Source organism: Alteromonas antoniana (assembly GCF_019249295.1).
Classification (GTDB): domain Bacteria; phylum Pseudomonadota; class Gammaproteobacteria; order Enterobacterales; family Alteromonadaceae; genus Alteromonas; species Alteromonas antoniana.
Window position 1 is genome coordinate 246,270 of sequence record NZ_JAESDH010000005.1, and the last position, 12,760, is coordinate 259,029.

The 12,760-nt window shown below is 47.7% G+C and carries 12 protein-coding genes; 4 read left to right on the top strand and 8 right to left on the bottom strand.

Annotated elements, in window-relative coordinates; genetic code table 11:
- Nucleotides 1–19 precede the first annotated feature (19 nt).
- The 8 genes from galE to JKP77_RS06345 all read right to left on the bottom strand — a co-directional run bounded on the left by galE (nucleotide 20) and on the right by JKP77_RS06345 (nucleotide 7,928).
- On the bottom strand, nucleotides 20–1,039 hold the full coding sequence (gene galE, locus JKP77_RS06310) for a UDP-glucose 4-epimerase GalE (RefSeq protein WP_218310355.1): 1,020 nt from the start codon (nucleotides 1,037–1,039) through the stop codon (nucleotides 20–22).
- On the bottom strand, nucleotides 1,039–1,335 hold the full coding sequence (locus tag JKP77_RS06315) for a DUF6170 family protein (protein WP_218310380.1): 297 nt from the start codon (nucleotides 1,333–1,335) through the stop codon (nucleotides 1,039–1,041). The genes galE and JKP77_RS06315 overlap by 1 nt, the downstream gene beginning before the upstream one ends.
- A gap of 94 nt (nucleotides 1,336–1,429) precedes the next feature.
- A complete protein-coding gene (locus JKP77_RS06320; RefSeq protein WP_218310356.1) occupies nucleotides 1,430–2,956 on the bottom strand; it encodes a peptide MFS transporter in 1,527 nt (508 codons plus the stop codon).
- 218 nt (nucleotides 2,957–3,174) lie between these two features.
- Complete coding sequence (locus JKP77_RS06325; RefSeq protein WP_218310357.1) at nucleotides 3,175–4,287, bottom strand: KpsE/RkpR family capsule polysaccharide export protein; 1,113 nt, start codon at nucleotides 4,285–4,287, stop codon at nucleotides 3,175–3,177.
- Between the two features lie 18 nt (nucleotides 4,288–4,305).
- The gene (locus JKP77_RS06330) at nucleotides 4,306–4,965 is read right to left on the bottom strand and encodes an ABC transporter ATP-binding protein (protein WP_218310358.1); all 660 of its coding nucleotides are present in this window, start codon (nucleotides 4,963–4,965) and stop codon (nucleotides 4,306–4,308) included.
- Nucleotides 4,962–5,741, bottom strand: a complete 780-nt coding sequence (locus tag JKP77_RS06335) for an ABC transporter permease (protein WP_218310359.1) — start codon at nucleotides 5,739–5,741, stop codon at nucleotides 4,962–4,964. The genes JKP77_RS06330 and JKP77_RS06335 overlap by 4 nt, the downstream gene beginning before the upstream one ends.
- Before the next feature lie 7 nt (nucleotides 5,742–5,748).
- Nucleotides 5,749–7,521 carry a polysaccharide biosynthesis/export family protein gene (locus JKP77_RS06340; protein ID WP_420840054.1) on the bottom strand — a complete coding sequence of 591 codons (1,773 nt, stop codon included), beginning with the start codon at nucleotides 7,519–7,521 and terminating at the stop codon, nucleotides 5,749–5,751.
- 44 nt (nucleotides 7,522–7,565) lie between these two features.
- Nucleotides 7,566–7,928, bottom strand: coding sequence for a DVU3141 family protein (locus JKP77_RS06345; protein ID WP_218310360.1), 363 nt, complete (start codon nucleotides 7,926–7,928; stop codon nucleotides 7,566–7,568).
- 383 nt (nucleotides 7,929–8,311) lie between these two features.
- Between JKP77_RS06345 and wecA the strand changes: the two genes are divergently transcribed.
- From wecA to galU, 4 genes are all read left to right on the top strand, one after another.
- The gene (wecA, locus tag JKP77_RS06350; protein ID WP_218310361.1) at nucleotides 8,312–9,373 is read left to right on the top strand and encodes a UDP-N-acetylglucosamine--undecaprenyl-phosphate N-acetylglucosaminephosphotransferase; all 1,062 of its coding nucleotides are present in this window, start codon (nucleotides 8,312–8,314) and stop codon (nucleotides 9,371–9,373) included.
- A gap of 97 nt (nucleotides 9,374–9,470) precedes the next feature.
- Nucleotides 9,471–10,358, top strand: a complete 888-nt coding sequence (locus tag JKP77_RS06355) for a glycosyltransferase (RefSeq protein WP_218310362.1) — start codon at nucleotides 9,471–9,473, stop codon at nucleotides 10,356–10,358.
- Nucleotides 10,355–11,212: a glycosyltransferase family 2 protein gene (locus JKP77_RS06360; RefSeq protein ID WP_218310363.1), complete on the top strand. Its 858-nt coding sequence runs from the start codon at nucleotides 10,355–10,357 to the stop codon at nucleotides 11,210–11,212. The genes JKP77_RS06355 and JKP77_RS06360 overlap by 4 nt, the downstream gene beginning before the upstream one ends.
- Nucleotides 11,213–11,751: 539 nt before the next feature.
- Nucleotides 11,752–12,645, top strand: coding sequence for a UTP--glucose-1-phosphate uridylyltransferase GalU (gene galU / locus JKP77_RS06365; protein WP_218310364.1), 894 nt, complete (start codon nucleotides 11,752–11,754; stop codon nucleotides 12,643–12,645).
- Nucleotides 12,646–12,760: the final 115 nt, after the last annotated feature.

Sequence of the window (12,760 nt, forward strand, 5' to 3'; positions counted from 1 at the left end):
AACCGGTATCAGATAGCGTTTACTTGGGGTAACCAGTAGGGTTGTTAGACTGCCAGTTCCAGGTGCTGGCACACATCTCTTCCAGCGTTTTCTCGGCATGCCAGTTAAGCTCGGTGGCGGCAAGCGTGGGATCAGCGTAACAGCTGGCGACATCCCCGCTACGACGTGGCGCAATAGTGTAAGGAATGTCTTTACCCGACGCGGTTTCAAACGCTTTTACCATTTCCAGCACCGAATAGCCCTGACCCGTCCCAAGGTTATAGGTATCCAGCCCCATATTAAGTGCCAATCGGTCGAGTGCTTTTAAATGGCCGTTCGCCAGGTCTTCAACATGGATATAATCGCGAACGCCGGTGCCATCAGGTGTGTTGTAATCATCGCCAAATACACTGAGCTTTTCCAGCTTACCGGTCGCAACCTGAGAAATATACGGCATCAGATTATTAGGGATCCCATTAGGATCTTCACCTATCTGACCGGAAGGGTGAGCACCCACAGGGTTGAAATAGCGAAGCAGGACAATGTTCCAGTCATTATCTGATGCATATAGATCAGTAAGCACATGCTCCACCATGAGCTTAGACATACCATAGGGATTTGTTGGATGCCCGGTAGCCATGCTTTCACGTAAAGGCAGAGCCGCCGGATCGCCATACACGGTAGCAGAAGAGCTGAACACAATGTTTTTCACGTTGTGTTTTCGCATTGCTTTGCATAGCGTTAGCGTGCCGTATACATTATTTTCGTAGTACTCCAGCGGCTTTTGCACCGATTCACCGACAGCCTTCAGTCCGGCAAAATGGATCACTGCGTGAATATCGTGCTCGCTGAAAATGTCATCCAGAACGGCGGTATCCCGAATATCTCCCTGAACAAAGGTCACACTTTTATCCGTAAGGCTTTCTACACGACGCAGGGATTCTGCGCTGGAATTTGCAAGGTTGTCTAACACGACAACGGAATAATCCTGCTCAAGCAGCTGCAGGACCGTGTGACTACCGATATAACCGGCTCCACCGGTTACTAATATGGATTTCATTATCTCTCCTTGGATGGTTCAGGCAGGTATTTTGCGCAAAGTGAATACTGTATCGGTTTCACCGCAAGTGGGTAAAGTAAAAATACCAGTGCAGCCCATAATAGTGAGCCCCAGTTATCCGCTGTTTTCAGGATCAGTGCAAAAACAGGAACGATAATCAGAAGTTTCAAAATATTCAGCAAGGTCTTTTCGGGCGTCGTCAGTCTCTGTGCGGCTTTTTCAAGCCGACGGGTTCGTTCTGCAAGTGGCAGTCCACGCAAGGCAGGAATGTTGCGGGTAGTAAAATACAGTTGCATGATTTTCAGGCCTTTGAAATGAAGAAACCGCTGAAGCATATACTCCAGCGGTCATTGTATGCAATTGAGGCGGTACTTGAAACCGCCTTAACACTTAGCCTTGCTGCGAAACTGGGTGAGGCTCGTCACGGTGGTCTTTTTCTGCCAGCTTTTCCCAATAACGGGTTTTCAGAGACAGCAGCAGAACAACAATACCTACCGCAATACTGAACAGACTGATTTGCAGGTACAGGTTCGGCATTTCATCCAGGCGGCTTGGATCGAAGTTACCCGCAAGCAGGCCAGCGATAACGTTGCCGATAGAGTAAGTCAGAACGAATACGCCCATCATCTGTCCGGCAAAGCGTTTCGGCGACAGTTTACTTACCGCGCTAAGTGCAACCGGGCTAAGACATAGCTCACCAACAGTGTGAAGGAAATACGTCATTACCAGCCAGTAAGGTGCTACTTTCAGTCCGCTGGCTGCAAGCTGCGCTGCGAAAAACATCACGATAAAGCCACTTGCCATGATGATAAGGCCGATTGCACATTTTGCGCCGTAAGATGGGTCCAACATACGCTTACCCAGGTTAATCCACAGTGCTGCGAAAAACGGTGAAAGCAGAATGATGAAGATAGAGTTTGCTGACTGGAACCACGCTGGCGGAATTTCAAAGGTACCCACAATACGGTCAGTATAATCACGACCAAACAGGTTAAGTGATGAACCGGCTTGCTCAAACCCAGCCCAGAAGCATGCTGACGCAACACAGATTAACAGCAGTGCACCCATTCGTTTTTTCTCAGCACTATCAAGACTGCCGAAAAAGAAAATAGCACCGAAGTAAACAATGAATATCAGGGTAAAGGCCATGGCAACGTACGCGGCCAGCGCTACCGGGTCAATGATCAGGACACCCATGCTGGTTGCTGCAGTAACGCCTGCAAGGCCGATGAGGAACAATCCAATAACGCTCCAACTGCGGGTTCTGGCTTTACCCGACATAGTTGTTGTGGGCTCTTCAGACGCCCCTTCGAGTTTTGGTAGCGTGGCGCGATACTGAATCAAGCCGATGAACATCCCTATCGCCGCTGCACCAAAGGCGTAGTGGTAACCCCAGTTAGGCGCCAGCCACCCGCAAACGCCATAACCAATCAGCGAGCCAATGTTAATGCCCATGTAGTAAATGGTGTAACCACTGTCGCGACGACTGTCTTTGTCGTCGTAAAGCTGTCCAACCATGGCACTGATATTTGGCTTTAACAGGCCTGTGCCCAGTACCACCAGAATAAGGCCAATAAAGAAGGTGCTGTGAGACGGGATGGCGAGCACGATGTGACCGCACATAATAATGATGCCGCCATACCACACTGCTTTCTGCCCCCCTAAAAGGCGGTCAGCTATCCAGCCGCCGGGAAGGCCCATAAAGTAAACAGCGCCGGTATATAGTCCGTAAATGGCGGTTGCTGATGCCACGGTAAACGCAAGTCCCTCTTCCTGAAGGCTGGCCGTCATGAAAAGTACCAGCAGGGCGCGCATTCCGTAGTAGCTCATCCGTTCCCACATTTCTGTGAAGAACAGCGTTTGCAGGCCCCCTGGATGGCCAAAGAAGCTTGTATCGTTAGATGATTTTGTAGTCACAATAGAGTTCCGTTTTGATTATCTTTTTTATAGTGCTCGAGGGTCATTGCCCCGGCGTTATTATCAAGTCCTCATCAAGGATACGTCGTTATACTAAAGGTTGGAACGCGACACAAGATGAGACGGGGATTTGTCTCGGTGTGGTGCGGAAAGCCTGCTCCCCGTACAGTCAGGCTTTTCGGAATAAAAATGAATTATTTCTGAGTCTGGTCGGGAACTTATAACTCGCGGATCGTAGCAATGACAATTCTGACGATGCCATACAGAACCAAAAGTATAACGGCAAATAATGTCAGGTTATAGGTAACCTCAGGATACTGGTTGTCATCGGGCCGCGTTGGTGACTCGATGGTTACCAGGTGCTGAAGCTTCTGATACGTTTCGACACGGGCATTTTCTAACGTAATTAATGATGAAGAAAATGCCTGTATGGCAAGCTCAAGCTGCACTTTCAAATTGCTGTATTGCGCCATCAGTTCACTGACTGAGAGAGCGCCAGTATCTTCGTTGTTGCTGATGCGTGACTTCTGTTCTGCCAGTTGCTGTTCCAGCGCACTGATTTCTCGTCGGGTGTTGACAATCTCAGGGGCTGTCTCTGACATCATAGTACGCATAGTGCGAAGCTCTGCTTTCTTTTGTGCCAGCGTGGCTTGTAATGAAAACGCAATTTGCTGAAACGCGGCACCTTCTGCCGTAGGATCCAGAACATCGTATTTCGACTGGAAAGCCAGCAAATCGGTTTTTGCTTGCTGGAGCTTTTGCTCCACGATGGCATGCTCACCTTTGGCAAATACCAGTTTCGATTTTGCCAAATCGTTATTAATCGCATTAATGAATGCTTCTGCTTTGGCGACTATCGTACTGTTAATCAGCGTGGCGTATTCCGGGGTGAAAGCCCGGGCCTTCAGGGTAATAACGGCAGACGATGAGTCGACGGTAACCTCAATGTGATTGAGGTAATACTGATAAAAATCTTCTTCGCTATGAGAAGAGGGCAGTCCGCTGAATAAATCCGCTTCATCGGAAGTGTAATGCGCCCGGATCTGGATAGCGTCCTCAAGGTGGTTCAGCATATCAGCAGACTGAATGTAGGCCTCAACAATTTTACTTTCTTCACTCGCTGCGCTTCCTGACACCGTAGCCATCAGCAGCGATGAGGGATCGAAGCTGCTGCCCCCTTCACTGGATTTGACGATAAGCTGGCTCTGGCTCTCGTATTGCGGCGCGGCCCAGACAATTAAGTAGAAGGCATAGAGTAGCCAGGGCATCACCAGCAGCAAGGTTTTGTGCTGTTTCACGAATGCATTAACTTTTAAAAGAGTGTCCTTCACGTTTTAATACCTGTTAAATTATTTTTTGTTTTCCTGGGTGTAGACATCAATGCCTTCTTCCAGGTCAGCATAATAGGTGAGTCTGCCTTCATCGATGACGACTGCAGATGTGCAAAACTCGCGGATCTGGTCCAGTTCGTGACTGACCATAATGACGCCCGCTTGTTCACTTTTTTCTTTCAGGCTGGCACGGGCTTTCTTTCTGAATATAGGATCGCCGACCGACGTCGCCTCGTCGATGAGATATATATCAAAATCAATATTCATACAGCAGGCAAACACCAGTTTGGCGCGCATACCGGATGAGTAGGTTCTTACCGGCAAATCGAAACGTTTTCCAACTTCAGCAAATTCCTGCACCTTTTCCTCATAATCGGAAAGAGACCGGACATTATTGATGCGACCAATAAAACGGGTATTTTCTCTGCCCGTCATCTGTGGGTGAATGCCGGTCTGCAGCGCTACCGGCCATGACATCGCTTTATTGGTGACGATTCTTCCAGTATCAGGATATTCACTTTTCGCCAGTAATCTGAACAAGGTAGATTTACCGGTACCGTTTTTACCCAGAATGGCAACATTATTCTCTGTCGGAAAGTCGAAATTGAGATCACGGAAAATATATTGCGGCCCGAGTTTGCTCGGATAACTTTTAGTTAAGTTCTCAATTCGTATCATCGTGCCAGCACCCGCTTCCAGGTGATGTGGTAGAGGCATAGAGCGAAGAACAGACTGCCTATCGTCGTTTCTACTGCATAACTCAGGCTGACGCCCGCATCGCCATAGCTGGGAAAGCAGGCGTAGCGTGCGAGTTCGTTGAAGTGGACTAAGGGATTCCAGGTGAGCAGATACCAATATTTTTCTGGTATATCCTGCAGGCTATAAAATACACAGGAGATAAACATCAATGGTCTTAGCAGCATTGACTTTACTTTATCGACCTCAGGGACAAAAGCGAATGCAATTCCGAAAACAATACCAATCGATAAGGCCTGTACCCACAACAAAGAAATTAAAGTTATCAGAAGCAAGTAATTATTTACGGAAAAACCGAGTCCACTCAGGTAAAGTGCTAACGAAAGTAATAAAATAACAACCATCTTGATGCTTAATTCAAGAAAGCCTGCGGTCATAATGGCAGACATCGGTTGAACCTGCCTGAAAGCATAAAGTGGTTTATTTCTCTTTATTGACGTGGATACACTTTGCAAAGTAACTGTAAAGGTTTGCAAACCGACTAATCCAATCATCATAAAGACCATTAACGGTATTCCGTGTACGTCTCCTTCGCTGATGAGCCCTCGAAAAAAAGAAAGCGCCAATATAAAAACAAACGGCTCAAGAAACGCCCAGCTCAAGCCAAACTTATCGTTAAACTTGCTTTGCAGCTCACGCAGGAACAGCGCAAATATCACTGTTCGCCATGCGTAGAGTTGCTCTTTAAATGTAACCATCGGGCGCTTAGTTGGTTGCTACGTTGGCAGCAACAGCAATCTGGTAGATAATCTGGGTGATATCTTTGATTGCCTGCAACGACTTAGTATCGATAGCGGGTAGTACCACAACCTGATCGCCGGCATCATAATTCATATCGTCATCACCGACAGCGGCAAAATCAACAGTGCCGTTTTTGCGGATGACCATAATTCGATCATCATCTGCACGTTGCGTAAAGCCGCCTGCCCAGGCCACATAATCTTCGGTTGTAGCATCGGGATTAAAGACGACAGATTGTGGCAACATCACTTCGCCGCCAACATGCACCAGGTCGGTTATTTCGGGGATCACAACGGTATCACCGGGCTCTAATAAGATGTTGGCTATTTCGCCATTTTGCGACACGATTACTTTGCCCAGAGGTTCAATTTGTCGCGCTCTGGCAACAAAGTCAGACACCAACTGTGCTTCCTGCACACGTATCGAGCCTTCGCCGGTGGAACTAATGGGGGCAGTATAGACGCTACGCTCCAGACGCTCTAATGCCTGCTCAATAATTTCTTTTTGCTTGGCAGCGACGCTTTCGCGCATCAGATAGATACTCTGGATGTCAGAAATATCACGGTCAATAGCGATATGGTCCAGCACGTCCATCAGACGCGTGCCTTTATCCACCATAACCTGAGAGGCGCCTTTGTGCGCACCGGCAACATTGATACGGTAAATCTGCGGCTCATGGTCATCAACATACTCCACTGTGTCGCCAGGCATCAGCGGTAGTCTGGCAAAGTTTTCCAGTGTCAGGTAACGCGCAAACGCCTTATTGTTTCTGACCCCGGCGACAGATACGTGGCTGATAAACTCGCCAGGACGGGCAAAATAGTTCACCACATCACCGTTGAGTTCTTCTTCGGAGAATTCGAAGGTGAAGCTATTCCGCGCACCGGTTTCTACCACAACCGTATTGCCAATTGGCCGTACCAGAATGGTATCACCATCTTTAAATGACACGTCTGGCATTTTTCCGTTTCTGAAAAAGTGGTACAAATCTGCAGTGGCTATCACTTTGTCATCACGAATAACGTCGATTTCACGGAAGCTGCCACGCTGAAAGTCGATACCGCCAGCACGTTTCAAAAAATAAAGCACACTGTCAGATGCCAGTCCTGCGTACTGACCCGGACGCAATACTGGGCCGGCAATAAACACCGATACCGGCGTTGATGTAAGCAGGTTTACATAAACACTGACGTCGTTGGTATATACCTGACGAATTCTGTTGGACACCGTCTGATTGACTGTGCCAGCAGGCGTATTTGCTACGCGGACAGGGCCGATATTCGGGATAAAAATATTACCCTGGTTATCCACCGTCACAACGTCTGAGTAGTTAACTGCACCCCAGATCCAAATCGAAATTTTATCGCCCGGTGCAATGAGGTAATTATCGTTCTGACCGGTTGCCCGCTCTGATTCAAAGCCGCCAATAAACAGGTTCGCGGCAAACGGTGGGTTTGACATTGGTTCTTGCGCGGGAAAAACGGTCTCAATGGTGGGTTCACCAGGCAGCGTTTGCCCGTTACGGGGCTGTGTGGTGTATTGGCCCGTCGATGGCAGGCTACTGCTGGCACCTGGCAACGTGCGTTGGCTGTTGATTGCCATCGGCGAGACTGCCTGACCTGCCATACCTGAAGACGATGTGCCAGAGCGTTGCGACTGAAGTTGCTGCAACTGTTGTATTTGTTCGGCGGTCTGCGACGCAGCAGAGAAACTCGTTGTTACTAAAAGCAGACAGATCGCCAGTGATGCCCACTTTCCATGTTGGTTGATTAAGGTCACGTTCACAAACTCTCTATACTTTTAACCAGTGGCTGAAGCATCACCCATTGTCCACGGCGCTGACACATTACGCGATCATCATCGTGACCGATGTCTGCAGACTGCAAGCGCAATCTGCGGCATTCTGAGCCAGAGGCAGATATATAGGCTGAATCTATCATAAAGATACTGCCGTTAAGCTGGACGCGTTGGCCTACTGCAGTAGAGGTGGATGGTGCAATTATTGCATCACGTTCCAGTGTGTAGGCTAATGATGAATGTACCAGCGGTACGTTGGCTTCAACTGCGGTGGGGGCAGAGGCACACCCTGTTAACCACGGCAATGCAGCGATTCCGGCGAGAAAAAAAGACCGTATTCGATTCATTGAGTTATATCCATATCGCAAACTGGCGGTAGGATAACATAAGTTACGTGAAATACATGCAGTAGAGTTGGGTAAAACCATACGGTTGCGCTATTTTTGTACTCTGCGGCAAACTGCGTGTTCGCGATGAGATAACGGGTTGCTGTTGGTAGGATGCAAGGGTGTTCTGAAAGTTTTTTACAGTAAAAGGGTGGTCTCTGTTTTGAATGTCTATTATTATATGCAGGTTTTTTCCGCCATGCTCTATGGATGGGTTTTAACAGAGCGTGGGGTGAGTAAAAAGGATGCAGTATTTATGATGGAACAAACCTCAGTTTTTCGCGTTATTTTCAGTAGCATTCTTAATAGTCCAATGGCAGAAGTGTCTCAGGAACAATTGTAAAATGTTTGACTATCTGCAGTTTGTGCCGCTGTTTACAGCCTTTTTTGTAGCGTTAATTCTATTGGTTGTAATGACACCCTTGGCCCATCAGTTCGGGCTGGTTGATCAGCCGAATATCAGAAAACAGCACGCAGGCATGGTGCCTCTGACTGGTGGCGTCGCCATTTTTATGGCTGTGCTGGTTGCCAGCGTTGCCACCGATGTCTGGATGAAAAATAACCCACTTTTCTTTACCGCCTCTGCGTTTATCGTGTTGCTTGGTGCGTTGGATGATCGTTTCGATCTCAGTGCGAAAGGCCGTCTGGTTTGTCAGTTCGGTGTGGCATCAATCATGGCCTGGAGTGCGCAGAACTACATCACGTCGCTTGGTGATATCCTCGGTACGGGTGAGGTATACCTGGGTCTGGCTGGTTACTTCTTTACGATTGTTTGTGTCGTGGGAGTCATTAACGCTTTTAATATGATCGATGGGATTGACGGTCTTGCCGGTGGAATGAGTCTGGTAGTACTGCTAACAGTGGTGGGATTCTTACTGGCGACCGGCAACGGCGGCGCGATTATGGAGCCTTTGATCATAGTTGCTGCTATTGTCCCGTTTCTTGCGTTTAACCTTAGCTGGAAAGGTTTTAAAGGAAATAAGATTTTTATGGGGGACGCTGGCAGTATGTTTGTCGGTCTTACCATTGTGTGGTTGCTGGTTGATCATACCCAGGGTGCAGAGGCTGCATTCAGGCCAATTACCGCAGTGTGGCTGATTGGCTTGCCTCTGATGGATATGGCGGCGATCATGTACCGACGTGCACGTAAAGGGCAGTCGGTGTTGCGCCCCGACCGTAAACATTTACACAATATTTTCATGCGAGCGGGACTGAGTTCGCGACAATCTCTCATTGCCATCCTGTTCATGGGGGCATGTTACTGTTTTGTTGGTGTGATGGGTGAGTTATTCATGGTGCCCGATGCCATTATGTTCTGGGGCTTTATCGCCACCCTTATCCTATACAGCTTTGTTATCCAGAATATCTGGTCGATCATTCGCTTATTCAAACGAAAAAAAAAGTAGCGCACCACAAATGTGCATTTGCGTTTTTTTCGGGCAAAACTTTCTCATTTCTGCTAGCTTGCCAAAGGCATTAGGCTAATCCCAACACAGGTGTTTTTTGGCGAGCGCATTTTCGGTTCTTCACGATCATTTTCATAAGGACACTATCCAGACGGTAGTGGGGATGAGCGTGTATGAGTCTGACCGGTTCGAGTGGATAAAGCAGGCGGCAGAGAGCATATTGCAACAAACCTACGGAGACTTTCTTTTCGTCATCGTTATTGATGGTGAAATTCCGGTTCGCACAATGAACCTGATTAAAGATCTGGCCTTTGAAGATTGCCGTTTAGTGATAGCCCAGAATGAGGAGAATATTGGCCTGGCTGCCAGTATGAATAACATTATTGCATGGGCAGAAAAATTCTCCCCCAGCTTTTTTGTTAGAATGGACGCTGATGATGTCAGCATGCCAAACCGCCTCGAGCGTCAAATCAATTATCTTATCAAGCACAAGAATATTTCGGTTTTAGGTAGTGCTTTGACTGAAGTGAATGAAGAGGGACAAAAGGTTGGTGCCAGAGTCATGCCTGCGGGTCACCGACAAATTGTTCATTTGCTGCCAAGACGATGCACGATGAATCACCCGACAGTTGTTATTCGCTTTGATGTATTTCGCAATGGCTTTACTTATGATCCTTCGCTGAAAAACACTCAGGATTATTTCCTGTGGATCACGCTGGCGAAAAATGGATACATATTCAGAAACCTGAAAGACAGATTACTGCATTTTCGAAGAGTGAATAATTTTTATAAGCGCCGGGGGCTGGGTAAATCGATCAACGAATATAAAGCCCGGTTGTACGCAATGCGAACATTAAAGCGTATAACGCTGTGGAATTTCACTTATGCGACAGCCGTTTTAGCTTTGCGTCTGATGCCTTCACAAGTGGTAAAGTTAGCATATAAAGTCGACAGACATATTCTCGAAAGGTTTATAAAGCATTGAGTATTGGTGCCGTCATTATTCTTTATCACCCTGATAAAGAGCATGTCACACGCATGATTAACGAGCTCGCCAGTGGCGAGCTTCGGGTGACTGTGGTAGATAATTCTCCAGCCAAAACCACGTTGCCAGATGTGGCGAGTCACCACTATTTGTTCTGCGGAGGGAATGTCGGTATTGCTGAAGCACAGAACCGGGGTATTGAAGACTGCCTTAAGGCTGGATGCAGTGAAGTGCTTATTCTCGACCAGGACAGTAAGATTTCTTTAAGTATTGTAAGACGTTTACATGAGCACCTTCAGACCATCACTGAAACAGAACGGTGCGTAGCCGCTGTGGGACCAATGTTAATTTGTGAGTTTTCTAATAAGCAGGTCAAGCCGAAGCTGCAGAAAGCGCTGGCGATTAAAGACAACCTTTCAGAAGTTCGTCAAATCATTGCATCGGGGATGTTAATTCCTGCTGCGGCGTTTAAGCATATCGGACCCAAAGAATCTGCACTGTTTATCGACGGTGTTGATCACGAGTGGTGCTGGCGAGCGCGAAAAAAGGGCTATAAAGTGTATCAGGCGCTGGATGTGGGTATGCCACACAGGCAAGGTGACGCCCGCCACAAAATCTGTGGATTAGAATTCAAACAAGGCAGTCCGGTCCGATTATATTACCAGGTACGTAATGTGCTTATTCTTTCCCGGCGCTCTTATGTTCCGTTCTACTGGAAATGTCGCCACCTTCTTGCGCTTCCATTGCGCTGGGGGGTAAACCGGTGGCATTTCTCTGACGGGCAGGCGCGTGGACGGTATTTTGTGAAAGGGTTAGTTGATGGGCTGCGAGGGAAAACCGGAAAGCTGGGGTAGTTAATTGTCTTCGTATTATCATTGGCTTTAAGTAAAAATGTCGCTAATCTAAGACAAATTTACTGACCCGTCCCGATTTGAGAACAGGATCAGGGTTCGGTGTAAAGAACGTTGAGCAGCCGGTGTCTCGCACCTTAGTAAGGGAGGTGCTCCCTAAGACAGTGCAGGCGCTAATTCTCAGTGCAAATTTATGAAACCCAGAGTCACCGTGCGGGTCTTGATGATTTGCATTACCCGCAGAATACGACAGTGTGAGCAAAAGCGTCTGCCGCGTTGTTAATGGTACAAATGACAGTGCAGGGACCCTTTGGTCGCAGTGGGCTTCGCCACATACCGTTGATGTGTGAGTGTCATGCATCTTGTGTATCAAATGACTAATGATGACAGGGGATATCGATCCCTGATTATGAAACAGCAGAACGCTGTCAGCAGTGCAACTGCTTAACGGCAGGAACTTATTCGAGCCAACACGTATGATGGAATGCGGATTGCATTAGTACGCAATTGGTCGTGGATTATCAGTACAAGGACATAAAACTATGAGTCAAGTGAAGAAGGCCGTTATTCCGGTCGCCGGTTTGGGAACCAGAATGTTGCCTGCTACCAAAGCCATTCCGAAGGAAATGCTGCCGGTAGTAGACAAGCCGCTTATTCAATATGTTGTCAATGAATGTGTAGCAGCTGGGGTAAAAGAAATTATTCTGGTGACTCATGCCAGTAAAAACAGTATTGAAAACCATTTCGATACTTCCTTTGAGCTGGAAGCCACTCTGGAAAAGCGTGTAAAAAGACAGCTTTTAGAAGAAGTTCAGTCTATCTGCCCGAAAGATGTCACTATCATGCAGGTGCGTCAGGGGGTAGCGAACGGTTTGGGGCATGCAATTCTATGTGCCCGCCCGCTGGTAGGTGATGCGCCTTTCGCGGTGGTATTGCCTGATGTCATAATTGATGATGTGGCGAGTAACCCGAAAAAAGATAACCTGGCAGACATGGTGGCGAAATTTAATACCAGTCGCGTCAGTCAGGTCATGGTTGAGCAGGTACCGCAGGAAGATATTCCTAAATTCGGTATCGCTGACCTGGATGGTGCCTCCATCAAGCAAGGTGATTCAGCGAAAATTCACGGCATGGTTGAAAAGCCAGCATTGGAAGATGCGCCGTCAGACCTTGCCATTGTCGGTCGCTATGTACTGTCTGAAAAAATCTGGGATCTGCTTGAGTACACGCCACCTGGCGCCGGCGGTGAAGTGCAGTTGACGGATGCTATCGATGCGTTGATGAAAGTCGAACAGGTCGACGCTTACTATATGAAAGGTAAGAGCCACGATTGCGGCAGCAAACTGGGTTACATGATGGCAAATGTTGAATATGCATTGCGCCACCCTTCACTTGGCGAAGAGTTCAAACAATACCTCTCTACACTGAAAGTCTGATCAGTCATTCAGTGGCAGAGAAAAAGGCTCCTTTTGGGCTGTCTCTTGATCACAAGTCAGCCTCCAGAGACCTGGCAATGTCGTAACCCTCAAGGATGGTTTGCAACTTAAACCA

Coding starts and splice junctions, on each gene's coding strand:
- galU (WP_218310364.1), top strand. CDS start 11,752: ATGAGTCAAGTGAAGAAGGCCGTTATTCCGGTCGCCGGTTTGGGAACC.
- JKP77_RS06315 (WP_218310380.1), bottom strand. CDS start 1,335: ATGCAACTGTATTTTACTACCCGCAACATTCCTGCCTTGCGTGGACTG.
- JKP77_RS06330 (WP_218310358.1), bottom strand. CDS start 4,965: ATGATACGAATTGAGAACTTAACTAAAAGTTATCCGAGCAAACTCGGG.
- JKP77_RS06335 (WP_218310359.1), bottom strand. CDS start 5,741: ATGGTTACATTTAAAGAGCAACTCTACGCATGGCGAACAGTGATATTT.
- JKP77_RS06345 (WP_218310360.1), bottom strand. CDS start 7,928: ATGAATCGAATACGGTCTTTTTTTCTCGCCGGAATCGCTGCATTGCCG.
- galE (WP_218310355.1), bottom strand. CDS start 1,039: ATGAAATCCATATTAGTAACCGGTGGAGCCGGTTATATCGGTAGTCAC.
- wecA (WP_218310361.1), top strand. CDS start 8,312: ATGTTTGACTATCTGCAGTTTGTGCCGCTGTTTACAGCCTTTTTTGTA.